29 protein-coding genes are annotated in these 25,409 nt (G+C 46.2%); 8 read left to right on the top strand and 21 right to left on the bottom strand.

The window, feature by feature from the left end; all coding sequences use genetic code 11:
* Window positions 1-171 precede the first annotated feature (171 nt).
* Window positions 172-570 carry a secondary thiamine-phosphate synthase enzyme YjbQ gene (locus BM271_RS11740; protein ID WP_046790734.1) on the bottom strand — a complete coding sequence of 133 codons (399 nt, stop codon included), beginning with the start codon at window positions 568-570 and terminating at the stop codon, window positions 172-174.
* Between the two features lie 68 nt (window positions 571-638).
* Here BM271_RS11740 and BM271_RS11735 point away from each other — a divergent pair, with 68 nt between their 5' ends.
* On the top strand, window positions 639-1,055 hold the full coding sequence (locus tag BM271_RS11735) for a DUF2188 domain-containing protein (protein WP_046790735.1): 417 nt from the start codon (window positions 639-641) through the stop codon (window positions 1,053-1,055).
* A gap of 35 nt (window positions 1,056-1,090) precedes the next feature.
* Here the strand turns inward: BM271_RS11735 and BM271_RS11730 are convergent, their stop codons facing one another.
* The 3 genes from BM271_RS11730 to BM271_RS14415 form a co-directional block, all read right to left on the bottom strand.
* Window positions 1,091-2,155, bottom strand: coding sequence for an NAD/NADP octopine/nopaline dehydrogenase family protein (locus BM271_RS11730; protein ID WP_046790736.1), 1,065 nt, complete (start codon window positions 2,153-2,155; stop codon window positions 1,091-1,093).
* Between the two features lie 275 nt (window positions 2,156-2,430).
* Window positions 2,431-2,823, bottom strand: a complete 393-nt coding sequence (locus tag BM271_RS11725) for a (deoxy)nucleoside triphosphate pyrophosphohydrolase (protein WP_046790737.1) — start codon at window positions 2,821-2,823, stop codon at window positions 2,431-2,433.
* A gap of 279 nt (window positions 2,824-3,102) precedes the next feature.
* Complete coding sequence (locus tag BM271_RS14415; protein ID WP_200795349.1) at window positions 3,103-3,276, bottom strand: hypothetical protein; 174 nt, start codon at window positions 3,274-3,276, stop codon at window positions 3,103-3,105.
* Window positions 3,277-3,379: 103 nt separating this feature from the next.
* On the opposite strand from BM271_RS14415, the gene BM271_RS11720 reads away from it, so the two are divergent.
* Window positions 3,380-4,267 carry a helix-turn-helix domain-containing protein gene (locus BM271_RS11720; protein ID WP_046790738.1) on the top strand — a complete coding sequence of 296 codons (888 nt, stop codon included), beginning with the start codon at window positions 3,380-3,382 and terminating at the stop codon, window positions 4,265-4,267.
* Window positions 4,268-4,317: 50 nt separating this feature from the next.
* On the opposite strand, the gene BM271_RS11715 is transcribed toward BM271_RS11720, so the two are convergent.
* The 4 genes from BM271_RS11715 to nagE all read right to left on the bottom strand — a co-directional run bounded on the left by BM271_RS11715 (window position 4,318) and on the right by nagE (window position 7,813).
* Entirely contained in the window at window positions 4,318-4,812 is a 495-nt protein-coding gene (locus BM271_RS11715) for a GNAT family N-acetyltransferase (RefSeq protein WP_046790739.1), read from the bottom strand.
* Between the two features lie 17 nt (window positions 4,813-4,829).
* Entirely contained in the window at window positions 4,830-5,126 is a 297-nt protein-coding gene (locus BM271_RS11710; RefSeq protein WP_046790740.1) for a protease inhibitor I9 family protein, read from the bottom strand.
* Window positions 5,127-5,137: 11 nt separating this feature from the next.
* Window positions 5,138-6,244, bottom strand: a complete 1,107-nt coding sequence (locus BM271_RS11705; RefSeq protein ID WP_046790741.1) for an iron-containing alcohol dehydrogenase — start codon at window positions 6,242-6,244, stop codon at window positions 5,138-5,140.
* 90 nt (window positions 6,245-6,334) lie between these two features.
* The gene (gene nagE, locus BM271_RS11700) at window positions 6,335-7,813 is read right to left on the bottom strand and encodes an N-acetylglucosamine-specific PTS transporter subunit IIBC (RefSeq protein ID WP_046790742.1); all 1,479 of its coding nucleotides are present in this window, start codon (window positions 7,811-7,813) and stop codon (window positions 6,335-6,337) included.
* 137 nt (window positions 7,814-7,950) lie between these two features.
* Between nagE and nagA the strand changes: the two genes are divergently transcribed.
* Entirely contained in the window at window positions 7,951-9,090 is a 1,140-nt protein-coding gene (gene nagA, locus BM271_RS11695) for an N-acetylglucosamine-6-phosphate deacetylase (RefSeq protein WP_046790743.1), read from the top strand.
* 59 nt (window positions 9,091-9,149) lie between these two features.
* Here the strand turns inward: nagA and BM271_RS11690 are convergent, their stop codons facing one another.
* The 3 genes from BM271_RS11690 to BM271_RS11680 form a co-directional block, all read right to left on the bottom strand.
* On the bottom strand, window positions 9,150-9,641 hold the full coding sequence (locus tag BM271_RS11690; protein WP_046790744.1) for a hypothetical protein: 492 nt from the start codon (window positions 9,639-9,641) through the stop codon (window positions 9,150-9,152).
* 136 nt (window positions 9,642-9,777) lie between these two features.
* Entirely contained in the window at window positions 9,778-11,394 is a 1,617-nt protein-coding gene (locus tag BM271_RS11685; protein WP_046790745.1) for a BCCT family transporter, read from the bottom strand.
* 100 nt (window positions 11,395-11,494) lie between these two features.
* Window positions 11,495-11,797, bottom strand: a complete 303-nt coding sequence (locus tag BM271_RS11680) for a hypothetical protein (protein WP_074924577.1) — start codon at window positions 11,795-11,797, stop codon at window positions 11,495-11,497.
* Window positions 11,798-11,938: 141 nt separating this feature from the next.
* Between BM271_RS11680 and exaC the strand changes: the two genes are divergently transcribed.
* Complete coding sequence (gene exaC, locus BM271_RS11675) at window positions 11,939-13,459, top strand: acetaldehyde dehydrogenase ExaC (RefSeq protein WP_046790746.1); 1,521 nt, start codon at window positions 11,939-11,941, stop codon at window positions 13,457-13,459.
* A 1-nt stretch (window position 13,460) separates the two neighbouring features.
* Window positions 13,461-13,799: a DUF779 domain-containing protein gene (locus BM271_RS11670; RefSeq protein ID WP_046790747.1), complete on the top strand. Its 339-nt coding sequence runs from the start codon at window positions 13,461-13,463 to the stop codon at window positions 13,797-13,799.
* A 161-nt stretch (window positions 13,800-13,960) separates the two neighbouring features.
* Here BM271_RS11670 and BM271_RS11665 read toward each other — a convergent pair whose 3' ends face one another.
* A complete protein-coding gene (locus BM271_RS11665) occupies window positions 13,961-14,266 on the bottom strand; it encodes a thiamine-binding protein (RefSeq protein WP_046790748.1) in 306 nt (101 codons plus the stop codon).
* Between the two features lie 114 nt (window positions 14,267-14,380).
* On the opposite strand from BM271_RS11665, the gene BM271_RS11660 reads away from it, so the two are divergent.
* Complete coding sequence (locus BM271_RS11660) at window positions 14,381-14,572, top strand: hypothetical protein (RefSeq protein ID WP_046790749.1); 192 nt, start codon at window positions 14,381-14,383, stop codon at window positions 14,570-14,572.
* A 33-nt stretch (window positions 14,573-14,605) separates the two neighbouring features.
* On the opposite strand, the gene BM271_RS11655 is transcribed toward BM271_RS11660, so the two are convergent.
* The 7 genes from BM271_RS11655 to BM271_RS11625 all read right to left on the bottom strand — a co-directional run bounded on the left by BM271_RS11655 (window position 14,606) and on the right by BM271_RS11625 (window position 21,366).
* The gene (locus BM271_RS11655) at window positions 14,606-15,745 is read right to left on the bottom strand and encodes a CapA family protein (RefSeq protein ID WP_046790750.1); all 1,140 of its coding nucleotides are present in this window, start codon (window positions 15,743-15,745) and stop codon (window positions 14,606-14,608) included.
* A gap of 17 nt (window positions 15,746-15,762) precedes the next feature.
* Complete coding sequence (locus BM271_RS11650; protein ID WP_234960571.1) at window positions 15,763-16,587, bottom strand: DNA-3-methyladenine glycosylase family protein; 825 nt, start codon at window positions 16,585-16,587, stop codon at window positions 15,763-15,765.
* Window positions 16,588-16,634: 47 nt separating this feature from the next.
* Window positions 16,635-17,510: a M23 family metallopeptidase gene (locus BM271_RS11645; protein WP_046790752.1), complete on the bottom strand. Its 876-nt coding sequence runs from the start codon at window positions 17,508-17,510 to the stop codon at window positions 16,635-16,637.
* Window positions 17,511-17,579: 69 nt separating this feature from the next.
* Complete coding sequence (locus BM271_RS11640; protein ID WP_046790753.1) at window positions 17,580-18,503, bottom strand: ABC transporter substrate-binding protein; 924 nt, start codon at window positions 18,501-18,503, stop codon at window positions 17,580-17,582.
* A gap of 126 nt (window positions 18,504-18,629) precedes the next feature.
* Complete coding sequence (locus BM271_RS11635) at window positions 18,630-19,022, bottom strand: hypothetical protein (protein WP_046790754.1); 393 nt, start codon at window positions 19,020-19,022, stop codon at window positions 18,630-18,632.
* Between the two features lie 13 nt (window positions 19,023-19,035).
* Window positions 19,036-19,599 (bottom strand): VanZ family protein, encoded by a 564-nt coding sequence (locus BM271_RS11630; protein ID WP_046790755.1) that lies wholly within the window; start codon window positions 19,597-19,599, stop codon window positions 19,036-19,038.
* An 18-nt stretch (window positions 19,600-19,617) separates the two neighbouring features.
* The gene (locus tag BM271_RS11625; RefSeq protein WP_046790756.1) at window positions 19,618-21,366 is read right to left on the bottom strand and encodes an ABC transporter ATP-binding protein; all 1,749 of its coding nucleotides are present in this window, start codon (window positions 21,364-21,366) and stop codon (window positions 19,618-19,620) included.
* Between the two features lie 98 nt (window positions 21,367-21,464).
* On the opposite strand from BM271_RS11625, the gene BM271_RS11620 reads away from it, so the two are divergent.
* The gene (locus tag BM271_RS11620) at window positions 21,465-22,364 is read left to right on the top strand and encodes an ABC transporter ATP-binding protein (RefSeq protein WP_046790757.1); all 900 of its coding nucleotides are present in this window, start codon (window positions 21,465-21,467) and stop codon (window positions 22,362-22,364) included.
* Entirely contained in the window at window positions 22,357-23,577 is a 1,221-nt protein-coding gene (locus BM271_RS11615) for an ABC transporter permease (protein WP_046790758.1), read from the top strand. Before BM271_RS11620 ends, BM271_RS11615 begins: the two co-directional genes overlap by 8 nt.
* Window positions 23,578-23,923: 346 nt before the next feature.
* On the opposite strand, the gene nagB is transcribed toward BM271_RS11615, so the two are convergent.
* A complete protein-coding gene (gene nagB, locus BM271_RS11605; RefSeq protein WP_046790760.1) occupies window positions 23,924-24,646 on the bottom strand; it encodes a glucosamine-6-phosphate deaminase in 723 nt (240 codons plus the stop codon).
* A gap of 146 nt (window positions 24,647-24,792) precedes the next feature.
* A complete protein-coding gene (locus BM271_RS11600; protein ID WP_046790761.1) occupies window positions 24,793-25,389 on the bottom strand; it encodes a pyroglutamyl-peptidase I in 597 nt (198 codons plus the stop codon).
* Window positions 25,390-25,409 lie beyond the last annotated feature (20 nt).

Genomic DNA, 25,409 nt, shown 5'->3' with positions numbered 1-25,409 from the left:
TCAAAAAAATAAATCCAAAAAAGTGAAATAAACTCTTGAAATTAATCAGAAAATTCAGTATTATAAAGATAGTTAATAAATATTAACTACAACCTATTCCATTTTCTTAATAAAAATTTCTCCTATTTTTCCTGCACTCACCCGGTGCAGGTTTTTCTATGCCTTTTTAAATTACCCTTTAATTACTTTTATATAGACTGTTCTCGTGCGTGGTCCATCAAACTCTGCAAAATACATGCTTTGCCATGTTCCATATATCACTTTACCATTTTCCACAATTAAAGTCTCACTCTCCCCCACAAGTGACGATTTCATATGCGAATCTGAATTACCTTCAGCATGCTGATACTCTTCTTTATTGTCGAAAGTAATATTCATGCCATATACCAGATCTTTCACGACATCCGGATCTGCATTTTCGTTGATGGTGATTCCGGCAGTGGTATGGGGTGTGAATACGGTTATTATTCCGGCTTTCAACTTACACTCATCCAGTGTCTGCCGGATCAGTGAATCGATATTGATAAAAGTTTCCCGCTTATCAGTTTCCACTTCATACTTAAATAACATTTTATCACCTTTATTCTTCAGTATTATGGGTACTATATTACTAGATATTGATGAAAGGAGAAATCGGTATGCCTTATACAACAAATGATTATCCGGATTCACTCAAGAATATGGAGAAACTGGAACGCAAAAAAGCGATTGATATCATCAATGCACTGCTTGAGGAAGGGTATGATGATAACCGCGCGATTCCAATCGGAACTGAACAGGCCCAGGATTGGTATAAAAATGCAAATGATGACGAATTAAAAGAACTTGAAAATAAAGATGTTACAGAACATGAAGACGATCCTGACGTTCAGGGCGGTAAGATTGCAGATAACGATGTTGAAGTATTCTATGAAGATGATGAATGGAAAGTACAGACAAAAGGCGCCAAACGTCCAAGCAATACGTACGATACAAAAGATGAAGCCGTGAAACGCGCAAAAGAAATCGCCGGAAACCGCGGCGCGGAAGTCATTACCCATAAAAAGAATGATTAACCAGAATGACCCGGCCCAACAGGACCGGGTCATTTTTACACTTGTGCATTCAAATTCATTGCAGCATCGATACCGAGCTTTTCCAATGTCAGCCCTTCCTGCATAAAATTGTACTCGAGCATGATTGATGCCAGATGAATGATTGAATCGATGGTCGGCGTTTTAATATTCAGCGCTTCACCGATACTTTTCCACAACACAAGTCCGTAACCGACATCTTCAATGATGTACCTGTTATTGAGCGTAGTCGGGCCCAACAGATCCTTAAGTACGATACTTTCGTTATATTGATCTTTTAGACTTTTATTCTCCTCAAAATATGTGCTTCGTTCCGAACGTGCAGATTTATCAAGTACTTCAAAATCAAGCGCTGCGCAAATTTCCTGACGTTCTTTATCAATCGCTTCAATCGCTTTTACTGTATGTGTCGTCACGCCCTCTTTATACAGATAAAACTCATCCCCGTGATTATCGATATATCCGGTGTTTAAAATTGACGGCGCAGGATGGCTTTCCGGATTTCCGTTGTTTAGCGCCGTCTCGATGACGTTATCGGCCGGCACCAGCGTATCATAGAGCCCCTGCAGTTTCTCAAGCATCAGCTCGGTGTCGCTGGCGGGAAACGCACTGAACAGGTTATGCTTGCTGCGCAGTATGATATCCGCATCGTTAGATTCACAGTCATACCTTGCTGCGTAAGTGAGCGACATCGATTCACCTATAAGCACAGATATGCCGCTTCTTTTTTCCTTTAACAGAGTACTCAGGACGACACTGTTCATGGCACTCGCACCGTTGATGAAAATCATCTGCCCGTTACTCAGATACGGAATCAGTTCTTCGAACATCTGCGGCAGTATATTCGTCGGCAGACATGTCATGATCACTTCTGCCCCTTCTACCGCATCCTCCGGGTCCTGAGTAAATTTATGGAAAACCACTTCCTCCCCTTCAAACATCAATTTCTCCTGCATGATATCCTGATGCGGGTCCTTCAACGCCTGCAGAGAATGATACAATGTCACTTCATGCCCTCTTACAGTCAGATCAGCTGCTGCAACAATTCCACCATTTCCTGCACCTATTATGGAAACTTTCATTATGTGTAAGACACTCCCGTAAATAATTTAGATACAATTATACTGAATATTCTCTAAATAATCCAATGGAACATCAAAATATAAAAAAAGAGATCCTTTTCATAGAATCTCTGCGCTACTGTAATAAATATAATATATAGTTTGTAAGGTCATTTGCAAACTGATAGATAACAGTCCCCAGCGCACTTACTGTAAAACATATAAACAGTAACTTAATTATTGATGCCGTCCCGAAAAATCCGACAATGTAATTAATACAGCTTTGCATTCAGACACTATCCTTTTTTAATCAGTTCAATCGCCGGAATATCCGCCGGCGCCCATTCCAATGTATCGATAACTTCTCTTTTGAGCCATTTCATATCCACATGTTCGAGCAGCTGGATATCACCGGAAATCACTTTGGAATAATATGTCGTCAGCTCAACGATACCAAAGTCATATTCATGGACTGTCGTTATAATCTTGTCACCGACTTCGATCTGACAGTTCATCTCCTCTTCCAGTTCACGTCTTAAAGCATCAAGTGGTGCTTCTCCCTCTTCGATTTTACCTCCGGGAAATTCCCACATCAGCTCAAGGCTCTTACCTTCAGGACGCTGGGCACACAGAATTTCATCGTTTTCATTTACAATTACCGCACCGACCACTTTTATGTATTTCTTCATCTTTTCCTCCGAAAATCTTTTTCCCCAATTATAACAAACTGCTTCAAAAATGAAATTAAATCTGTTCTTATGTATAATTATGATAAATTATTCTTAATTTTATATTAAGTCATTTCATATTTGGGTATGATAATATGAAAGATAACTCAATTATATGCATCCGGCATATTTTTTGCACAAAAAAACCCCCTGCCTGAAATTATTAAGAGGTCGGGTGCATTTCTTAGGCAGGGGTAAATCCAATTAAGGGTAAGGAAAAAATGAACTTACTATAAGTTGCTAATAAACATCGATAGGGCGGGGTCTACCATCAGACATATATGCGCCCCCAGCTACTCCAAATTCTGCTGAATCCGGCTGAACAATACTCGCTTCTACTGTTTCCGGATTGCTGAATGATACTGAAGCAATAAGCATGAGGCCCAAAATGAATACGCCGATAAGTTTTTTCATCCCTTTCACCACCAATCAATGTCTATAACCATATTATGAAGTATTCTAAATTTTTAATCAATATTCACATATGCAAAAATTGTGAACAAAAAGGAGGATATTTATGGAATATTACGAACGCTTTAAAGAGATACGACATCTGAAAGGATTAACCCATAAAGATCTTGCCGAGGGCATATGTGGTATGACAACCATCTATAGATTCGAGCGCGGAGACACCGCCATCACTGCAGAAGTACTCTATCAGCTGTGTCAGCGTCTGGGCATCAGCATGCAGACATTATTCGTTGATGAAGATTCAGAATACGCAATGATAGACTACTACTTAGAGAAATTGCGGGAATATGTTTATTTCCGCCATACTGATATGTTGAAAGCGACTTTAAAAGATGCAGAGGAAACAATCATTCAAAATTCGAATTTCGATCTGAAGTACAATAATTTCGACAGGCTCTTCAGAACATATTCCGCCATCGTATTAAGAAATGAAGAAAGATATGATCAGGCAGAGAAAATCTTGATTGAACTGATGAAAGAAAAGAAGAATAAGTCGGACCTCGAACTTGAAATCATCAATACGCTCGGTGACTTGTATATCACTCAGGACAAATATGAGGAAGCACTGGAACTATACACCCGCCACAGGAGACGCATTCTGGAATATGAAGACAGTCATTATTTCGACCATTATATGTTGATCCAGCTGTATTATGGTTATGCAAACAGTCTATATAGTAATTTTAAAGATGTCCAGGCTCTGGATATTTGCTTTAAACTGCTCATCCGGATTCAGGAATATAATACAATGTACTATCTGGGGCGGGCCCACCATTTAATATGCTTGATCTACACCGCTTTAAATGATTCCGATAATGCAGAGGAACATCTAAGAAAAGCAGAATCCGCATTTCATCTTGAAGATCTCAGTGAAAAGATGGCAGAGCATATTGAAGTAGCTGAAAAAGAGATAAAAAATCTCCGTAAAAATTAAAACAGCCTGCAAACCAAATCATAATCACAATGAATTGGTTTGCAGGTTGCTTATAATTCACGTTTAAACCGCAATGATACCTGTACTTCACCGGTTGCTGTCTTTGTCTCTTTTGAATGACGGCAGCTGAATCCCCTTGCTTCATAGAACGGCCTTCCGTAAATGTTTCCTTCCTGTACAGAGACCCATTGTTCAGATGCGCCTCTTTTAATATGCCCTCCGGTAATTTTATCAAGCAGTTTTTTCCCTATGCCTTGATACCGGTATTCTTCGTGCACATAGAAGACAAAGATTTCAGACGTATCCACCGCTGTCATTCCTCCGCCGATGACGCCGGCGACTGTGTCGTCCACTTCTGCGACATAACTGTAGCTGCCTCTTCTGATATCCTTTTGCACTTTTCCCTCTGTATACCAAAAAGAAATTACAGCGTGCTGATGAGACGAGGACATCTTTCCTTCCACAGTCTGACGCCACCCTTCGCTGCATATAAGCGCAACCCCGGGCGCATCCGCCGATTCGGGTCTGCGGATGATCAAAGCCATTCACATGCACCTCCCGGTCATTTTTCTTCATCTCCCGGTTCCGGTGTGGATACTTCCTGATCCGCTTCGACGTAGTTCACCTTTTCATGCCCTTCCAGCTTTTCTACCTGGCTCTCATTCAGTGAAATCAAGTACATATCCATAAATGAAAATTTATGTTTTATATCCGCTTCGTCAATATTCAGGGCTTCCAGCTCTTCTTCAGTAAAATCTTCTTTGACACTCACAAGATAATCTTTCTTTTCTTCCATACCATCACACCCCGCAAGTAAAATCAGTGAAAACAACCCCGCTAAGAACAGGATCCTCTTCATAAAGACGCCACCTACTTCCTTTCGAGCAGCTGCACGATTTCAGTTTTGTCCAACTGTGCTGTATTGTTCTTCATATTCGCCTGTTTCAGGCTCTCCTCCGCTATATTCTCTATATGATTACGATCGATTCCGAGTTCATCCAAAGTGATCCTTAAACCGACTTTGCGTTTTAAATCATTGAATCGTACGCTCAAGTGATCGGCATCCTCGAATCCGATATCTCTTGCATGATGATGCAGTTCCGGATTGGCTTTCGCATTGATTACAAACCATTCGTCCAATGAAAAAGCACATGCTTCCCCGTGGGGAACATCAAAATGGGAAGTCAGATAGTAGCTCATTGCATGAGATGCGGTTGTGCCAGTCTGACTGAACGCCATGCCCGCAAGAACACTCGCCAGCGACATGTTTTTACGCGCTTCCCTGTTTTCCGGCTCGTCGAACGCTGTGGACAGGTTTTCGAATGCGAGCTTCGCTGCACGGATCGCCAGCGCATCGGAAATCGGATTGTTTTTAGACGAACCCAGACAATCGAGTGCATGACAGATTACATCAATACCTGAGACAGCGGTGACATGCGGCGGGCAAGTAAAGGTCAGTTCAGGATCCACGATCGCCAGTTTCGGATAAAGACCGGGACCGGACAAAGGCACCTTGAGCTCATTTTCCTTATCACTGATGACACTTGACGGGGTCACTTCTGATGCCGAACCGCTCGTAGACGGAATTGCTATGACCGGCAGCGCTTCGGAGAAATCTTTATGCCCGAATAATGCTCCGATTCCAATGCCCTGCATATAGGCAGCTGCGGCAGCTTTCGATGCATCCATTACAGAACCGCCGCCCGCTGCGATTACAGCATGGGCATCGTGTTCATACATTGCGCTGACAATCGATTCGACATTTCCCAGTGTCGGATTGGCTTCAATACCGGTGACAACCTGTCTCACCTTATCCCCAAGCAGCGATTCGATCAGATTCACAACACCATTCCCGACCTGCGAGCCGGATGCAGCCACAACTATTCTTTCATAATCATACTCCTCAACAAATTCATTCAAACGGGTAAATATGCCTTCACCGAATTTTATCTCCACAGGGTGGTTAAATGAGAACATAAGCCCCCTCCTTTGCCGCTATTATATAATAAAACTCCGCTGCCACAACTGAAAAAGGCATTCCTCATCCGGAATGCCTCTCTGAAAATCTTACAGCATGCGCTTCATTTCTTCAGCCACATGTTCAACTTCCGTCCCCACTACAACCTGGACGTTGTTTTTTCCCGGTTTGATTACACCATGGGCCCCCGAAGTCTTGATCTGTCCTTCATCGACTTTTGAATCATCGTGGACATTTATTCGCAGTCTGGTTGTACAGTAGTCCACTGTATCGATATTTTCCTTACCGCCGAGGCCGATCAGGATCTTGTCCGTCTGCTGAGAGTACTTATCATCAAAGCCGCCGCTCTGACCTGTCTCCTGTACGCTGTCATCAGAGACAGCAGAGGAGCCGTCGTCAGCAAGGACAGATGCATCACGTCCCGGCGTTTTGAGATCGAGCATAGTGATGATCGCTCTGAAAATCACATAATACAGCACGAAGAACACGAGTCCCTGCACAATGAGCATGTAAGGCTGATTTGCGATTGGAACCTGGGTACTGAGGACGAAGTCGATCAGTCCCGCACTGAATCCGAATCCTGCTGTCCATTCGAATGCTGCTGCGATGAACATGGACAATCCTGTGAGGAATGCGTGAACCACATAAAGCAGTGGCGCCAGGAACATGAATGAGAATTCCATCGGTTCCGTCACGCCTGTAAGGAATGCAGTGAGGGCAGTTGCCAGCAGCACCGACCCTGCCGCTTTTTTATATTTCGTTTTAGCCGTATGGTACATCGCAAGTGCAGCACCGGGAAGACCGAACATCATGATCGGGAAGAATCCGGCCTGATAACGGCCTGTGATGCCCTGTTCCCCTTCACTTGCCCAGAAGTTACCAATGTCATTGATGCCGACTGTATCGAACCAGAACACCGAGTTTAGTGCATGGTGCAATCCAGTCGGAATAAGCAATCTGTTGAAGAAACCGTAAATACCCGCACCCAATGCACCAAGTCCGCTGATCCATTCACCGAAATTGAACAGTGCATTATAGAGCAACGGCCATGCAACGTAAAGAATACCCGAAACAGCGAGCATCACGAATACTGCGATAATCGGCACTGCCCGTCTGCCGCTGAAGAAAGCCAGATACGGCGGAAGTTTCGTTTCACTGAACCGGTTATATAAAGCAGCACTGATCAAACCGGTGACGATACCAATCAGGACGTTATTTTCTATGACACCAAACGCCTCACCGACCTCTTCTGCCGGCACACCCTGCAGCAATGCAACAGATTCAGCATTCAATAGATTCGTAACGACTAAAAATGATACCAGACCTGTAATTGCCGCAGCCCCATTCTTATCCTTGGACATACCAAAGGCAAGCCCTACTGAAAAGATGATGGCCAGATGATCAAGTATCGAACCTCCGGCGTTGATGAAGAATCCTGCAACAACACTTTCCCCGCCCCATCCTGTAGGATCGATGGCATAACCGATGCCAAGCAATAAGGCGGCAGCCGGAAGTACTGAAACAGGGAGCATGAATGATCTCCCCATATTCTGGACATAACGTAACATATCATTTCCTCCCTCTATTCACCCTTAATATATGTTATCGCTTACAATATAGCATATTTTGGTATATGTTTGATATACTAATTTTATTAACAGATCCATTTATGATAAATTATATTTCCCAGCAAGGATGCGATTATATGAAATTATTAATAAAGAACGCCAATATCGTCACGCATGAATGCGTTTATGCGGAACATTGGCTGCTCATAGAAGATGGGAAAATCCATTCATTCGGCCCGATGGAGGATTGTCCGGAAGTTGAAAATTTCATTGATGCAGAAAATAAAAACCTTCTGCCTGGGGCGATTGAAATGCATATCCACGGTGCAGATGGTGCAGATGCGATGGATGCGGATATGGAATATGTGGAAAAGATCTCGGCCCACCTGCCAAAAACAGGATCCACTTCATTCCTCGCGACAACGATGACATCAACGATAGAGAATATTGAACGGGCACTGATGAATCTGGCTGATTACACCTACCAGTCCGGAGCGGAAATGCTCGGCATCCATCAGGAGGGACCCTTCATTTCCAAAAAACATCCAGGCGCCCAGCATCCTGATCATATCGTCACACCGGATGTGGATCTGATCCGCCATCTTCAGGATATTTCAGGGAATAAAATCCGGCTGCTAACATTTGCACCGGAAGAAGATGAAAACGGCAGTTTCCTTGAGGCGTTGAAGGAACTTGATATCATACCTTCCGCCGGTCATACGGACGCTTTGTACGGCACACTTCTTGAAGCTGAAAAAAATGGTGTGAGTCATGTGACCCATCTTTATAACGGCATGCGCGGTCTGCATCACAGGGAGCCGGGTGTCGTCGGCTTCTCCTATATGTCCAGTGCATTCATCGAAATCATTTCCGACGGTATCCATTCACGGCCGGAGATGGTGAAGCTTGCCTATGACAACATCACTTCCGACCGCATGATCATGATCACTGATGCCATGCGTGCACAGGGGCTGCCGGACGGAGAATATGATCTCGGCGGACAGGATGTCCATGTAGTTAGAAATGAAGCCCGCCTCGCTGACGGCACACTTGCCGGCAGTGTCCTGACGATGGATCAGGCAGTGAGGAATATGCTGGATTTCACAGGCTGCGGATGGACCGACATTGTAAAGATGTCATCATATAATCCCGCAACCGAGCTTGGAATCACCGGCCAGAAAGGTGTCATCAAAGAAGGTGCAGATGCAGATCTCGTCCTCTATGATCAGGGTGGCAGCCTGATTCATACAATCGTTAAAGGCGAAGTTTTGGTGTAAATTAAAAAGGACCGCTGTATAAGAGCCGAAGCCTTGTACAGTGGTCCTTTTATCATAGATCAATACTGGAAGATGCTGATCTGGGCTATTTTTTCAATGCCGCTCCCGAATTTTTCCCATCCTTCCGGGAAAGCGTTATTGCCTGAACGGAGCAGATCCCCCGCATCCCGCTTCAATGTAATATCCCATTGGGTCCCATCCAGTACAAATGGATTATCGTAGCTGCGTTTCCAGTTCAGTATATCCACTTCTTTAAGCATATTCATCAATTCCGCTGTCTCTTTATCATCAAGGGCCCTTACTGTTTTTTCAGTCTTGCCGCGTGTAAAGTCCAGGGTGACTTCCCTGTTCTTCAAGTCAACATCAATTTCGTTGTATCCGCCGAAAAATCCGCCATAGGAAACTTTCATGACATTGATTTCATCGTAAGCTGCATCAATGGCTTCATCTTTGGTCCATTGCCTTCCGCATTCGCTGCAGGCATATTCATCGACTTTCAATTCTTCGGTTTCGCGTGAGCCACAGTCCAGACATTTTTTATAAATGATCACTGCACTCATCCTTTCAATTTACTGTACATACCATTGTCTCACTAAACCGCTATTATTGCTTGGTTTTCAGTTTTATTAAGTAAAAACACCTTATCAGGATAGTTTACCCTGATAAGGTGCCGTGATGGAAAAGAGACTATTCCCACCATCTGTCACGCTTGGCGTGTGTGATGGAAAGTGTCTTCCTCTCTTTTTCCTTGTATAATCTTCTTCTCTCTTCAAGTTTGACCCTGTCCTCCCCCAATGTCCTTATGAAGGAGACCATCAGCATGATGAATATTAAAATCAATGGTGCACCGGCAACAATTGACGTTGTCTGAAGCAGATTCAATGAGTTCTCACCGCCGATGAGCATCAGTGCCAAAGGAAGGAGAGACAGCGCAAATGCCCAGAACAGCCGGTTCCATCTGTAAGGCTCTCCATCCACCTCGGATTGGGTCGTTCCAGCCAGAATATAAGATCCTGAATCGAATGTCGTAGCCAGATAGATCAATGCGGTAATGAGGAACAATACAGTTGTTACATCCCCCATCGGCAGCTGACCGATGATGGCCATGATTGCATCTTCACCACTTTGAGCCGCCAGTACTTCAGTAACTGAAAATGTTCCTGAGAGTTCCAGCCAGAGACCATAGTTGCCGAGTATGCCAAAGAACAGGATACACCCTAGAGTGCCATAGATCAATGTCCCTAAAACAACTTCCTTCAGACGTCTGCCTTTGGAAATGCGGGCGATGAACAATCCTACAAATGGCGCATACACCAGCCACCATGCCCAGTAGAATACCGTCCAGTCCTGCGGGAATGAAGTTTCCGGTATATCGCTCAAACCTCCAAACGGTTCAAGCCATGTTGCCATGCGGAAGAAGTCCTTGAACATCAGTCCCACGCTTGACACTGTTGTTTCCATGATGAAAACTGTCGGTCCTACGATAAAGACAAACGCCAGCAGAATAAACGTCAGCCAAATATTGATGTCACTGAGTATTTTGATACCCCGCCTCAGGCCGGAATAGGCACTGAAGGCAAAAATCAGCGTCGCCACAACCAGGATACTCAAACGGAGCAGAATGTTTTCACCATCCACTCCAAACAGTGATTCAATGCCTGCAGCGATCATTGGTGTCGCAAGGCCGAGCGTGGTGCCGGCACCGCCCAGCAGACCGAATACGAAAAGGATATCAATGATCTTGCCCGGCCACCTCGTCGTATACTTGCCCAGTATCGGTTCACAGGCCAGACTTATTTTGAGTATCGGTGTCTTTTTGACGTACAGCGAATAGGCAATCGGGAGTGCCGGCAGAACGTAGATCGCCCAGGCAATCGGTCCCCAGTGGAACATGCCGTAAGTACTGGCATAGTTGATGGCCTCTTCGCTTCCCGGTTCCAGGTGGAACGGCGGCGCCTGATAATAATAAACCCATTCAATGACACCCCAGTACAGAATGCTGGACCCGATACCGGCACAAAAGAGCATGGCCGCCCAGCTGAGTGTGCCGAATTCAGGCTCATCCGACGCCTCTCCGAGTGTCACCTGTCCGTATTTCCCAAATGCTATATACAGTACAAAGAAGAAGACTGCGAGTCCCAGTGCAAGATAGACCGCACCCAGACCTGTTGTCACTATGTTGTTCAGTGACAGTATGATCGTATTACTTGCCTCCGGGAATACAATGAGTGGTATGACTACCGACAGCAGTATCAACAGAGATATGATGAACGTTGGCCAGTCCATCAGATTTTGCTTTTTCATTTCCCCTCACCTCGTGTGATTTTCTGTTCATTCAATAAGCAACTTTTTCATCTTAACACAGTGAGGGATAATTTCAACCGTCCGGACGGTAAACCTTCGTTTATTCATAGTCGTATCTTTTGAACCTTACAGTAAGCGGCAGGAAAACTGTGAGATAAATGATCAGTAATGCCAGGCTTATCAGTAACGAGGCCATGACAGGCATATGCATGATCGGTATGAACAGGAACACCATCAGTGCAACACCGATGATCGCAATGTAATCATAGATGAGTGTCAGTGTAGACGGTTCTATGTATTCCCTGCATTCCGGGCATTTTATCCGCGTTCTCGGCTTCAGTGCATAGCCCAGCAGTTTCTCTTTATATGTCCATTCATGACTGCAAAACGGGCATTTTCCCATTCTCTTCACCCCAAATCTCTGATATCCACTTCATTATAAAGGAAAAAGCTCCGGCGTACAAAAACATCACAGTATGAAAACCTTTACAAAATACAGAGTATTCAGATAAAATTGAGGTATAACTATTAGGGGGTATGACAGATGGTATTTGAATTTCCAAACAAAGAGAATGCACAGTACAAAGTCAAGGAGCAGTATGAGAACTACATCGGAGGGGAATGGGTTCCGCCCGCAGGCGGCCAGTATTTCGACAACGAATCTCCGGTCATCGGAAAAGCTGTATCGAAAGTGCCGCGTTCCACGAAAGAAGATGTCGATAAGGCAGTCGCTGCCGCCCATGAAGCACAGAAAACTTGGGGAGAGACTTCACCGACTGAGCGCAGCAACATCCTGCTTAAAATTGCCGACCGCATTGAGGAGAATCTTGAAGAACTTGCGGTGCTTGAAACATTTGAGAATGGTAAAGCTGTCCGTGAAACTTTGAATGCCGACCTGCCGCTTGTCGTCGACCACTACAGATATTTTGCCGGCGCCATCAGAGCACAGGAAGGCGGGATTTCCCAAATCGACAATGATACCGTAGCCTATCACTACCATGAGCCGCTCGGGGTCGTCGGTCAGATCATCCCCTGGAACTTCCCGCTGCTCATGGCGACGTGGAAGCTTGCCCCTGCACTTGCCGCAGGAAACTCTGTCGTGCTGAAACCCGCAGAGCAGACACCTTCAACGATACTCCACCTGATGGAACTGGTCGGGGACCTGATTCCGAAAGGTGTGGTCAACATCGTCAACGGCTTCGGTTCAGAAGCCGGACAGGCACTCGCGACTCATGACAAGATCAACAAGATCGCATTCACCGGCGAAACGACTACAGGCCGGATCATCATGCAGAATGCCAGCCAGAACATCATCCCGGTCACATTGGAACTTGGGGGCAAATCTCCAAATATCTTCGCCAAAGATGTGATGGATGCGGATGACGATTATCTGGATAAGGCCATTGAAGGACTCGTCATGTTCGCACTGAACCAGGGCGAGGTCTGCACATGCCCGTCCCGTGCCCTGGTCCATGAAGATATTTATGATGAATTCATGAAACGTGTCATCAAACGCGTCGAAAAGATCCAGGTGGGCAACCCATTCGATGAAAATACGATGATGGGTGCGCAGACTTCCAAAGAACAAAAAGAGAAAATCAATTCCTACCTGGAAATCGGACGGAAAGAAGGCGCCGAAGTGCTGACCGGCGGGAATATCAAAGAAGTGGATGGTGATATCGAAGGCGGGTATTACTTCGAACCGACGATCTTCAAGGGAGACAATACGATGCGTATCTTCCAGGAGGAGATATTCGGACCGGTCCTTGCCGTAGCAACATACAAAGATGATGACGAAGCCATCGCCATTGCCAATGATACACTGTACGGCCTCGGAGCCGGGGTGTGGACCCGTTCGCAGAACAAGGCATACAGGTTCGGACGTGCAATCCAGGCAGGCCGTGTATGGGTGAACACTTATCACGACTACCCTGCCCATGCTGCATTTGGCGGCTACAAAATGAGTGGTATCGGCCGCGAAAACCACTTGATGATGCTCAGCCACTATCAGCAGACTAAAAACCTGCTCGTAAGCTACAGCGAATCTCCAAAAGGATTCTTCTAAAATGGAAACACTGAGCAGTATAGATGCAACAGAAGCGGCCAGATCCCTTATCAGGGAATTGAAAGAAGAACACGGTCCACTCATCTTCCATCAATCCGGCGGATGCTGTGACGGCTCAAGCCCGATGTGCTTCAGAGAAGGCACGATGATCATCGGTGACGCCGACGTCAAGCTGGGTGAAATAGAAGATGTGCCATTCTATATGCATCACAGACAATACGAATACTGGAAACACACACGGCTTACACTCGATGTCGTAGAAGGCATCGGCGGCATGTTCAGCATAGAAGGTCCCCGCGGAGTCAGATTCCATATCCGTTCGGAACCGATAGATAGTTAGATTTTGACAGAAACCGGGGAAACCCGGTTTTTTATTTTGCGAAGTAATGTGATTTTTCCGCTGCCATGAAACCAGGATGACGGCAGTGCCATCGACGCCACGAGGCGCCGCGCAAAGAGGCCCGGGACAACTGTCCCGGGCCTCTTTGCTCTCGTCCAAATCTACTCGTCGTCGTCAAATTCGTAGTAATCTGAGAGGATTTCTTTAATTTTGATCGGTTTTTCTGATTGGATGAGTTTGATGTTGGAAGTCACCTGGTCGCATCCTTCATTTTCAAGATGGCGGTTAAGTTTTTTGACAAGATTCATCAGCTCGTCGATCGAGCCTTCGACTGTCGTTTCCATCGGACCGACAAAATGTGTCAGGCCGCTCTCTTCAATGATTTCAATCGAGCCGGCTACGTGTTCATAGTAATCACTTTTCTCCGGGTGGTGCGGTAACAGCTGAATAGCCATAATGTAGTTCATATTTTTTCCTCCCTGCTAAATAATGCTTTCCAGTTTCAATTTTATGATAACATTACGGTAAGCGCTTTTAAAGTAAACGCACTGTTATCAATCCGTATCAAAAGGAGTTATAAAATGAATTTCAAAGGAATGAAATGGCTGAATTTCATATTGACCGCTGTCGCCCTGCTTGCAATCTACATTTTCCTGGACGGCAGACTGGAACCGGCGCTGAATAATATCCTCATAGGTGCACTTGCCGTTATCGGTCTGGTTTCTTTCGTGCCGGTGATCTGCGATTTCAAAAAGAATGACAATGATGCATGAAACTGCGGACCCTTAAAAAGGACCCGCAGTTTTTTATTCCAGATATTCCACTATCTCTACTTCACCCGAGTATTCAGTCATATGGGAGCTGACACCGTCATAGACCGATTCTGCATCGTCCAGTCCATGTTCCGCCGCATCGGCAAGCGGCACAAGCTGGAAATTGTCATACTCCTCGCTCGCCACATATGTCGGCATGAATTCTATATTTTCCACACTGGTTTCCCCGCCCTGTTTCGTCACATCGAAACCGATGATGCCGCCGAGTTTGGTTTCAAGCGACTGCTGGGCACTGAAGAAGTTCCCGAGTGAATAGGCGATGACCGCTTCCCTGCCGTCTTCGGTTTCGTTGATCTCGATTGGCTGAAGTACATGCGGGTGGTGACCCAGCACAACATCCGCGCCATGCTCTGTCATTTCAAGCATCTGCTGTCTGTGCTCTTCTCTCGGATACTCTTCATATTCAACGCCCTGGTGCATGCTGACGATGAGCAGATCCACTTTCGCGTCCAGTTCCTCGATATCCTGATTGATCGGACTGCCGTCGATGAGGTTCACCAGATAATCCTTGCCTTCAGGCACCGGCATCCCGTTCGTTCCGTATGTATATCCGAGGAACCCGACTTTGATGCCGTTAACTTCAAGTATCCTGTCCCGCTCTGCATCTTTTTCACTTTTATTGGCACCGACATATTCAATGCCTTTCTCTTCGAACAGATCGATGGTACGCAGTATGCCCTCTTCCTTTTTGTCCAATGTGTGGTTGTTCGCGTTTGAAACGATGTCCGCACCGAATTCCTTCAGCAGATCCGCCGCTTCGACCGGCGAGTTGAAATTCGGGTAGCCGCTTAAGCCCAGTGCCTCCCCGCCGATCGGCGTCTCCTGATTCAGGAAGGTAAGGTCTTTATTCTGCATATAAGGTGACACTTCAGCCACACGGGAAATAAAATCATATCCATCTTCTGTTTCAACGTCCTCATAAAGATGATCATGGATCAGCACATCCCCCGCGCCTGCGAATGAAAAATGCTTTGTAAAATGCTCGGCGATGACCGTCTCCACCGAGGATGCTTCAAGGGGCGCAAGCTCCTTCTCAAATGTTTCGGCCGGCCCCGCGTCTGCACCGCCTCCGAATAACCCCAAAAACATTAATACCGGCAATAAAAACTTCATGTATTCCCTCCTTATCCTCAACCGAGTATGCGCCACATGTAGAGTGTCGCGTATGTGCCGAATTCTCCCCATCCGCTGATGATCCGTTCCATATATCCGGCAGTCGGTTTGACTTCAAGCCCATCCGTAATCCTGAATGCGTTCCTGAGTCCCGCGTCCCCGATCGGAACCGCATGCCTGAATTTGATTGTCCGCATCAATACAACATTGGCGCTCCAGGGACCGATGCCCTTCACTTTTGTCAAGTGTGCCATGGCTTCGTCATAATCCCCGAAACTCTGCAGGTGTTCCTTGGAGAGCACCCCGTTTTTCATCCCTTCTGCACAGTTCAGGATGTATTCCGCTTTCCTGTTTGAAATCTGCATCTCCCGCATCTCTTCCACACTCAGCGTAAGCAGTTCTGCCGCTGAAGGCATGATCCAGTATTTTTCACCATCGTACTCGACAAAATGATTGAAATGCGCAACGAGCCTCTCCTTTAAAGTAAAGGCGAATTTCATATTGATCTGCTGGCCAAGGATGGACCACATAAGCACATCCACAATATTGACATAGGCAATCATGCGGAAGCCGTGCAGTTCCCGCGTCACTTCTTTAAAACGTGCATCCGAAGCGGCAAAGTCATAAAAACGCTCCAGATCGTAATCCAAATCGAACCAGTCCGCCACATATTCCCGCACGAGGCGCTCTTCTACACCTTCGTTATAAAGGATTTCCACATCCACAGCATCCGATTTTACACTTTCCGACAGTTCGAATAAAACCCGTTTCCCTTCAAAAACTTCCGCCCGGCGCACCTTTCCTTCCGCAGTTGCATAGAGACAGTCATCCTGTACCGACATAAAGTCATACATCGCCTGATAACTGAACGGTCCATTGGCATGAAGGATCATGTTCTCATACGCCCTTTCACAGTATCCCCCTGCTTCGGTTCGCGCCCTTCGGCAAACTGGATCCTGATTGAATCCGCTTCGTAAGGGTGGGAGCCGTTCATGACATGGAAATGGAGATGCGGTGTATCTGATGCGCCGCTGTTGCCGCACTGGGCGATTTTATGTCCCCATTCCACTTCATCGCCGACTTCGACCGTGATGGAATGTTCCCTGAGATGTGCAAGCATCGAGTATTCATTATAGCCGTGTTCCAAAATGATGCAGTTGCCTTCAGGGGAGACCGTATTCATCCGGTGCGGTGCATTGTCTTCGACATCCTTTATGACATGGATGACTTTACCCGGCCTCGGAGCAACGACATCCTCGCCGAACGCATGATAGGACAACAGCTGCTCCGGATCACCGGCCCATGCCCCGCCCTCAACTTTTTTGATGAAGTCATAGGCATACCGCTGATGTTTATGCGAGTAATGATAATTGAGGAAGCTGTCATTCCCGCCCCACAGCACAAACCATTCCCCCGTGAACGGGACCCGGTAACTGTTAATCGTAACTTCCCTGTCCGTATCGAACTTTTCATAAATATCAAACTGGATGCCGATGATCTCCCCGGCATTGTTGAAGGCCGTAACGATCATCCGCCCGCTGTCTTCTGCAACCCACTGATAGCGTTTGATTCCCGGTTCAAGCTGATTGCTGCGCTTCAGTGAAAATGTGCCGGCGCCGTCATTGAAATTCTCTGCTGACTGTACAAATTCGGCTTCTCCCATGCTCAAACGAAAGTCTTTGACCGTCTGTCTGTAAATCCGGCCGAAGTTGCCCTGCGAGAAGTGGAAGCCGAACTCTTCGGGAAATACTTTGTCCTCCGCCATCTGATCATCTCCATACGTAGTATTATTACCCTTATCATACCGAAAATAGGCATGCCCGTCACGGCATGCCTATTTTATGCGTTCTATAATCTCTTTTGTCTGCTTCTCGACCGATATCAGATCGTTCAGCCTGAAAGTTCCGTAATCGAGCAGGATGACTTGCCCGGGCGGCACATCAAATGCCTGTGCCACCTCTTCCTTAACTCCGTCTGCCTCACCTTCTCTGACACTCACAAATATATAGTCCGATTCTATCTCTGCAAGCTCCCGGAGTTTTTTGGACCCTGATCCCCGCTCCTCGAATTCGGCGGCAAGGGTCTCATCAATCCCGAACTTCAGGACATCGTAGACCGCCTCAGTACCAAAAGCCGTGTATTCATCATAAAGGAAATACCCGTCATCTTCTTTCGAAAGCACGACAGCAGTATTCCCCGCGACACGTTCCGCCGCTTCCCGCTGCAGCCGGGTCGATTCCTCCAGCCAGGCATCCCCTATCTCTTCCGCCTTTTCCTCTTTATTCAGAATGACACCCAGATTGAACAGGTGCGTCAAATACAGGCGTTCCTTGAACGGACTGAATGTGGAAGTGCTGTAATTCACCTGTACTGTCGGGGCGATTTCCTGATATTCAAACAAATGCTCATCCGGCGTATACGTCACAATCAGATCCGGATTGACCGCCTCAAGCGCATCCAGATCACCGTGTTCCAAATATGTAACATCCGCGCCCAGGAATTCATCTGAATATCCGCTGTCCTGGACGATTCCGTTCACACCAACTGTACTCCCGCCGAGAAGTTCCGCATTACCGGCATCAATCCCGCGGAACAGCACAACCCTTTTTGGATTGGCAGGAAGTTCGATTTCCTCACTGTGCTCCGTCATTATCTGCCTGATTTCCCTATCATCCGAAATCCCTGTCTCCCGGAAACTGCTGCAGGCTGACAGGCACAAAACCGACAGAACCACTGCCATCATAAATTTAAGCTTCATTTTTACAAGTCCTTTACGTCCGAATCAGTTTTCATTATACACCAAAGGTTCCCCGGTTAAAATATATGCTATTTAAAAAGGACCGGATGATGACCCGGTCCTCCATTTATGAAATATTGTATCCGGCTATCCGGCATTGCTCTGCTGTTCCGGTTCCAGATGCAGTTCCCGTGTCCTGTATTTATATAAGAACTCTAAAAATCTCTCTATACTGCCGTCTGAAACACTTTTAAGGCTCAAGCCTATATTTTCCCCGATCCAGACATGGATCACCGTACCGATCATCAGCAGCTTTTCTTTACTGATTCCTGTAATATCCTTGTACAGCACGTCGTGGCTCTCGATTTCATTATCATCGGTGTGGATCCTTATGAATAAACGATGGGTTGTAGGTATGATCGCACCATAGAACTCATGTCTGCCATCCTGCTCGTACTCGATCGTCCCGACCAGCTCAGGACCTACCACTTCATTCTCGATAAGCACTGTGCCTTCCATGTTTTTTAATCTCTTGTGCATGCTTTCATCCCCCTTAATGTTTGTTGTTATCACTACCCCCATCTCTAATATAATAGACAATTCCAAATTTTGCAAATATTGTACCGGACACCATACCAACGATGCCTCCGACGGTATTGAGAATCACGTCGTCCACATTGGAAATCCTGCCGATCGGCAATACATACTGGAGGAATTCTATGGATATCGAAGCCATAAACGCCAGTAATACCGTTAAAAATGCTCTCCGTATCAGTAAATATACAAAGAACCCGAAGGGGACGAAAAGAATGATGTTCATCAAAAGTGAATTGATGATGGCTCTCGTCGTTGCGTATTCCCATGTCTCAATGATGCTCAGAAACGGTATGAACGAAGTGACTTTTTCCGGATTATTACTCGGCAGCAGCGTAACCAGTGCCATGCCGATCAGCGTCATCACCAGTCCGACATATGTAAGGTAGCTGACGATTTTCCTTCTGTTATCCAGTTTGTATCCACTGCGGTTATTGATGAGCAGCGTAATGAATACGACCGCAAAGAACAATATGATGAAAACCGGTATTATCGGTTCGAATGCATTATATAATTCGTACATTTCCATTCCTCTCATCTATCAGCCAAATTGCTGTTCTGTAAATATTCTGTACATCTCATGCGTGGTCATGAGTTCCTGATGTGTTCCGTTCCCCGTCAGATACCCATTATCAATGAAGAATATATTATCTGAGTTTACAACAGTGGACAGCCTGTGTGCAATCACAAGCACTGTGCGGCCTTCCATCAGTTCATCCAGCGCTCCCTGTACATACCGTTCCGACCTGGAGTCGAGACTCGCTGTCGCCTCGTCCAGCATGAGCAGTTTCGGATTTTTCAAAAATGCACGGGCGATGCCGATACGCTGCCTCTGCCCGCCTGAGAGTTTCACACCGCGTTCACCCACCTGTGTATCGAGACCTGCTTCAAGCGCATCTATGAACTCTTTTGCGTAAGACCGTTCCACTGCCATTTCCACTTCTTCCCGCGTATAGTCCTCTTCCCTCAGACCATAAGTGATGTTTTCAAGGATGCTCCCTGAAATGACCGAACTTTCCTGCGCGACATATCCGATGTTTTTCCTGAGCGTTTCAAGTGGGAGCTCACGGATATCCACTCCGTCGATTTCAATCGAACCTTCGCTTACATCATAATATCTTTCGATCAGTGCAAACACTGTCGATTTTCCGCTTCCGCTTGGACCGACGAATGCCACTTTCTGATTATGCCCGGTCATGAAGCTGATGCCGTGCAGTACAGGCGTATCTTCGCCGTAGCCGAAATGGACATCCTTAAACTCCAGACTGTTGAACTGAAGTTGTTCTTCCGCCGTCATCTGTTCAGCATCCGCCTCTTCCGCCCTGTCCAATATTCCGATGATCCTGTCAGTGGCGCCGAGGGCTTTATTATACTCGGTGAAAAACATGGCGAACATCGTCATAGGCATGATTATCTGGAAAAGATAGAGCAGAAAGGCCACCATCGTCCCGATCGACAGCGTGCCTTCAGCGACGCGGAGGCCGCCGTAGCCGATGATCAGTATGATGACAAACATCATGACCGTGCCCATGATCGGTGACAGGAAGGCATTGATTTTAGCTTCCTGCATGCCGTATTTATAAAGGTTCCGGATGCCGGCACGCCCTTTCTGTCTTTCATAGTCTTCGCCGTTGAAGGATTTCATCAATCTTATTTCACTCAGTGTCTCCTGGACACTGCCAGTGAATTTCGCTGTTTCATCCTGCAGCTTCTTCGATATCCTGCTCATCTTTTTCCCGAGCGGCATGATGACCACGATTGAAATCGGCACGGATATGAACATGATGAGTGACATGCGCCAGTCCAGGACGAATAAAATGACCACCGATCCGACAACCGACATGATGCCGCCGATGAGCTGCGGGAAATGGCTTGTGATGAGATCTTTGATGATTGCCGTGTCATTGACTACCCGGCTGACGGACTCCCCGCTTTTCGTCTGGTCAAAATAGCTGACAGGCAGCTTTAAAAATTTGTCCCATACAATTTCCCTGAGCTTCGAGATGATCGTCTGGCCGACCCGCGCCAGTATATAGTAGGAAATCCCGTCCAGCACGGCACTGAGGAGGAATACGGAAATGATCAGGACGATGATTCCGGCCGAGAACATCTCGGTGTTGAACCCGTCGATGAAACTCTGGGTCAGAAGCGGTACGATCAGGCTGCCGATGGTGCCGAATAAAGTAAGCACGATCGCAAGTGTGAAAAGCCCTTTATTCAACTGTGTCCGCTTGATCAGTCTCATGAAATCCGCAAATGAAGCGGAGTGTTCCTGTGTTTTATCTTTCATATGCTACGACCTCATTTTTATCTCAAGTATTATTAAGTATATAGTAACAACATACATTTCACTATGATAAAATCAATGTAAGAAAAGGAGGAAATGCCATGTCACTTGAACTGAAACAGCTTACGAAGAAATTCAACGAAAACATTGCAGTTGATGACATCAACCTCACTGTGCCCACCGGCAGCATGTACGGATTCCTGGGTGGAAACGGTGCGGGCAAGACGACGACCTTCCGGATGATACTCGGGCTTCTGAAACAGACGGAGGGCACCATTACATACAACGGAAACCCGATTGACTACAGCGTCACAAACCGCATCGGCTACCTGCCTGAAGAGCGTGGACTGCACCCGAAACTCAAAGTCGAAGAACAGATCCGGTATCTCGCCCAGCTGAAAGGCATGGCGAAGCGTGACATCGATGTAAAGCTTGATGAATGGCTGGAACGATTCGAAGTTCCGGAAAACCGCAACAAGCGCATCGAGAAACTTTCGAAGGGGAACCAGCAGAAGATACAGCTTATCGCCTCAATTATACACGAACCGGACCTCATCATTCTGGATGAACCGTTCAGTGGTCTCGATCCCGTCAATGTGGAGATACTTAAAAAATCAGTGAAAGAGCTCAACAGAAAAGGTGCAACAATCATTTTCAGTACACACCGGATGGAACATGTTGAGGAACTGTGCGAGGAACTCTGCATTCTCAACCACGGCGCCCAGGTCGTGAGCGGCAATATCGACCAGATTAAGAGCGACTTCGGGCAGAAGGAGATCATCATCGAAGGAGATCATGATATTTCATTCCTGAGTCAGATGCCGGGAGTGCTGGACATGAAGCAGATCAGAAAGAAAACGACATTGAAAATAGCAGATGAAAAATTCGCCGAACCGATCTACAATGAAATTGTGAAACTGGGATATTTCAAACGCTTCCAGGTGAACGAACCTTCGCTCAACGACATTTTCATTTCGAAAGTAGGTCGTCAATATGAATAAATTCATGACAACTTTCCTGCAGACATATGTTTCCAAAGTACGGGCAAAATCGTTCATCATCAGTACACTCATCATCGTCCTGCTGATCTTTTTGGCAGCAAATATTGATAAGATCATGGATATCTTCGATTCGAGTGAAGAAGTGACGACACTTCAGGTCGATGCGGAAGAGGCGCAGTACGCATCCATTGAATCGATGTTCGAATCCATGGACTCGGAATTCAGCATCGAACCATATGAAGGCGGGGACGCCCCGCCTACAGGTGCGATACTGACATTGGAAGAAACGGACCCGCTGACATTTACAATCTCCGCCGAAAATGACCTTCCGGAAGAACAGAAAACGGAGATTGAGACCGCGCTTGGCGAAGTGCAGCGGATGAATACAATCCAGGCACTCAACCTTTCACCGGAAGAAACGGCCAGCCTTGGTGAGGCACCGGCGATCAATTATGACATCGCATCAGAGGAAGGTGCCGAGGAAGAAGAGGAAGCTGCCGCGGAGATGAATCCTTTGAACAGCATCATCTTCTATGTCACAGTCATCATCATGTTCTTCATCATCATCAACTATGCGAGTCAGATAGGAACGGAAATAGCGATGGAGAAAACATCCCGTGTCATAGAGATGATCGTATCAAGCGTACCTCCGGTTACCCATCTGATGGCCAAAATATCCGCAATGATTTCGGTCAGTCTGACCCAGCTTTTTGTGTTCGTGCTCGCAGTCGTTGCAGCAATCCAGCTCTTCGATTTCAACGACCTGATTTCCGAATTCGGACTGGAATCGAACGACCGCACAGTCACACTGGCAATCTATTCGCTGATCTATCTGGTGCTTGGCCTGATACTCTACCTGTCCATTTCAGCACTGCTCGGTTCATTCATCAGCAGGATGGAAGACCTGCAGCAGGCATTGCTCCCTGTCACGATGTTCTCGCTGATCGGATTCTATATCGCAATCTTCAACATCTGGACAAGCGAGAACATGCTCGTTACAGTTTCAAGCTATGTTCCGCCGTTCACACCGTTCGTCATGCCGCTTCGGGCAATGCATGAGGGTACCAGCCAGGTCGAACTCCTCCTCGGTGTCCTGATATTGCTCGTCACCATCGCCATCGTCATCTGGCTCGCGGCAAGCATCTACAGGAACAGCGTCCTCTCAACGGATAAAGGGATACTGAAAAATCTCAAGAGGATCAGAAGAGAATAATCTGCTTCATTTTACAGGAAGGACTTGCCGGTCCTTCCTTTTTTATTTGAGCGGGTATTTTATTATTCCCTGTCGCATCACCGGAATAAAGATCACTGATATGCAGGTGGATGTTCCGTATCAATGATTTATGATCACTGATATGGAAGGGAGTGTTCCACATCAATGATTTGTGATCACTGATATGCAAGGGAGTGTTCCGTATCAATGATCTGTAATCACTGATACGAAATGGATCAGTGGCCGCTAAACAGACAGCTTCTCACCCTCTCCTTGCTTCCGTTCATCTGTTTTTTCAACAACAAAAACCCTCCGCACACAGATGCGGAGGATCTTCATTCGAAATTTATAATTTTATATCTTCTACATCAGTGATCACTTTTACATCATGATGGCGCTGAAGAATTGATGCCGGCACCTCTTCAGTAACTTTACCGTGGATCATGTCCTGAAGCGCCTGTTTTTTACCTTCACCTGAAGCGAGGAGCAGGATGCTTTTTGCGTTCATGATTGTTCCAAGTCCCATTGAAACTGCTTTTGTAGGAACATCTTCAATTTTCTCGAAGAATCTTGCATTGTCCTGGATTGTACTTTCTGTCAGATCGACGACATGCGTTCCGGAATCGAATGAAGTTCCCGGTTCGTTGAAGGCGATATGTGCGTTTCTGCCGATTCCGAGGATCTGCAGGTCCACCCCGCCCAAATTTTCGATCATCTCGTCATATGCTTCCGTCTCTCTGTCGAGATCTTCTGCAACACCGTCAGGGAGTTTTGTATTCTCAAGCGGGATGTTCACTTTATCAAAGAAAATCTCTCTCATATAGTAATTGTAGCTTTGTGTATCTTCCGGCGAAAGACCAACATACTCATCGAGATTCACCGTGTACACATGTGACAAGTCCACTTTATTTTTATTAAGCATGTCTGCCAGGTATTCATACATCTTTTCCGGTGTCGAACCTGTCGCAAGGCCCAGTACCAGCCTGTTTGAATTCACAATTTTCTCAAATACGATTTTTGCTGCTTCCATGCTCATTTCATCATAATTTTTCACTTTGCTTAATTCCATAAAGCGCCTCCGAGTTTTATAACAGTTTAGGGTATGTATTCCAGGATATCCTTCATCTGGATATTCTGGATGCATTTAAAATCATATTATCATGAAAAATGTTTAAAAACTAGAAAAATTGATAGTTATTTCACATATCATTTCAATTAAATTTTTTCTATAATCGTTCGTACCGCCCGCGTGATGTCCTCCTGGGACCAGCTCGGGATATCAAGTTCCGTCCCGATTTCATGATGTGCAGGAATGTGGATGAAGCCGGCGCGTATATCCATATCATTCTTCCGGATATGATTGAGCGCAGAGTACATCACATTGTTGCACAGATAAGTACCGGCGGTGTTGGATATTTTTGCAGGGATTTCCTTTTCCTTCAGCACTGCTTCAAGTTTCTTTACCGGCAGTGTTGAGAACAGGCCATCCGGTCCTGTCTCGTCAATCTTCTCCCCGTCGGGATTGAATCCATCATTATCCGGCCGGCCATCTATGCAGTTGATTGCGATGCGCTCTATATGGATTGTATGCCGTCCGCCGGCAAGCCCGAGACAGATGACGGCATCCGGCTGTTCTTCTTTGATGTCATTTGTAATTAATTCATCGATTTTATCAAAAACGACAGGGTACACTTTCCCTGTTACAGCATACTCCCCTATTTCCAGGCCACCGAGTTCACGCACAGCCGCCTCTGTCGGATTGGATCTGAATTTCAAAAATGGCTCAAAACCTGTGAGCAGTAATTTCTTCATGATTCTCCCACCTTGCAAAT

Origin of the sequence: Salinicoccus halodurans (assembly GCF_900114445.1) — a bacterium.
Lineage (GTDB): Bacteria > Bacillota > Bacilli > Staphylococcales > Salinicoccaceae > Salinicoccus > Salinicoccus halodurans.
This window is presented reverse-complemented; position numbering and strand designations above follow the sequence as displayed.

Bases quoted from the DNA above. Each gene is read 5' to 3' on its own strand.
- BM271_RS11730 (WP_046790736.1), bottom strand. From the start codon at position 2,155: ATGAAAGTTTCCATAATAGGTGCAGGAAATGGTGGAATTGTTGCAGCA.
- BM271_RS11705 (WP_046790741.1), bottom strand. From the start codon at position 6,244: ATGTTCTCATTTAACCACCCTGTGGAGATAAAATTCGGTGAAGGCATA.
- BM271_RS11645 (WP_046790752.1), bottom strand. From the start codon at position 17,510: ATGGCGGAGGACAAAGTATTTCCCGAAGAGTTCGGCTTCCACTTCTCG.
- exaC (WP_046790746.1), top strand. From the start codon at position 11,939: ATGGTATTTGAATTTCCAAACAAAGAGAATGCACAGTACAAAGTCAAG.
- BM271_RS11725 (WP_046790737.1), bottom strand. From the start codon at position 2,823: ATGAAGAAATACATAAAAGTGGTCGGTGCGGTAATTGTAAATGAAAAC.
- BM271_RS11650 (WP_234960571.1), bottom strand. From the start codon at position 16,587: ATGTCGGTACAGGATGACTGTCTCTATGCAACTGCGGAAGGAAAGGTG.
- BM271_RS11655 (WP_046790750.1), bottom strand. From the start codon at position 15,745: ATGAAGTTTTTATTGCCGGTATTAATGTTTTTGGGGTTATTCGGAGGC.
- BM271_RS11665 (WP_046790748.1), bottom strand. From the start codon at position 14,266: ATGAACTACATTATGGCTATTCAGCTGTTACCGCACCACCCGGAGAAA.
- BM271_RS14415 (WP_200795349.1), bottom strand. From the start codon at position 3,276: ATGAAAAAACTTATCGGCGTATTCATTTTGGGCCTCATGCTTATTGCT.
- BM271_RS11685 (WP_046790745.1), bottom strand. From the start codon at position 11,394: ATGAAAAAGCAAAATCTGATGGACTGGCCAACGTTCATCATATCTCTG.
- nagA (WP_046790743.1), top strand. From the start codon at position 7,951: ATGAAATTATTAATAAAGAACGCCAATATCGTCACGCATGAATGCGTT.
- BM271_RS11720 (WP_046790738.1), top strand. From the start codon at position 3,380: ATGGAATATTACGAACGCTTTAAAGAGATACGACATCTGAAAGGATTA.
- BM271_RS11635 (WP_046790754.1), bottom strand. From the start codon at position 19,022: ATGCACAAGAGATTAAAAAACATGGAAGGCACAGTGCTTATCGAGAAT.
- BM271_RS11735 (WP_046790735.1), top strand. From the start codon at position 639: ATGCCTTATACAACAAATGATTATCCGGATTCACTCAAGAATATGGAG.
- nagE (WP_046790742.1), bottom strand. From the start codon at position 7,813: ATGTTACGTTATGTCCAGAATATGGGGAGATCATTCATGCTCCCTGTT.
- BM271_RS11740 (WP_046790734.1), bottom strand. From the start codon at position 570: ATGTTATTTAAGTATGAAGTGGAAACTGATAAGCGGGAAACTTTTATC.
- BM271_RS11660 (WP_046790749.1), top strand. From the start codon at position 14,381: ATGAATTTCAAAGGAATGAAATGGCTGAATTTCATATTGACCGCTGTC.
- BM271_RS11670 (WP_046790747.1), top strand. From the start codon at position 13,461: ATGGAAACACTGAGCAGTATAGATGCAACAGAAGCGGCCAGATCCCTT.
- BM271_RS11640 (WP_046790753.1), bottom strand. From the start codon at position 18,503: ATGAAGCTTAAATTTATGATGGCAGTGGTTCTGTCGGTTTTGTGCCTG.
- BM271_RS11620 (WP_046790757.1), top strand. From the start codon at position 21,465: ATGTCACTTGAACTGAAACAGCTTACGAAGAAATTCAACGAAAACATT.
- BM271_RS11625 (WP_046790756.1), bottom strand. From the start codon at position 21,366: ATGAAAGATAAAACACAGGAACACTCCGCTTCATTTGCGGATTTCATG.
- BM271_RS11600 (WP_046790761.1), bottom strand. From the start codon at position 25,389: ATGAAGAAATTACTGCTCACAGGTTTTGAGCCATTTTTGAAATTCAGA.
- BM271_RS11715 (WP_046790739.1), bottom strand. From the start codon at position 4,812: ATGGCTTTGATCATCCGCAGACCCGAATCGGCGGATGCGCCCGGGGTT.
- BM271_RS11710 (WP_046790740.1), bottom strand. From the start codon at position 5,126: ATGAAGAGGATCCTGTTCTTAGCGGGGTTGTTTTCACTGATTTTACTT.
- BM271_RS11680 (WP_074924577.1), bottom strand. From the start codon at position 11,797: ATGGGAAAATGCCCGTTTTGCAGTCATGAATGGACATATAAAGAGAAA.
- nagB (WP_046790760.1), bottom strand. From the start codon at position 24,646: ATGGAATTAAGCAAAGTGAAAAATTATGATGAAATGAGCATGGAAGCA.
- BM271_RS11615 (WP_046790758.1), top strand. From the start codon at position 22,357: ATGAATAAATTCATGACAACTTTCCTGCAGACATATGTTTCCAAAGTA.
- BM271_RS11630 (WP_046790755.1), bottom strand. From the start codon at position 19,599: ATGTACGAATTATATAATGCATTCGAACCGATAATACCGGTTTTCATC.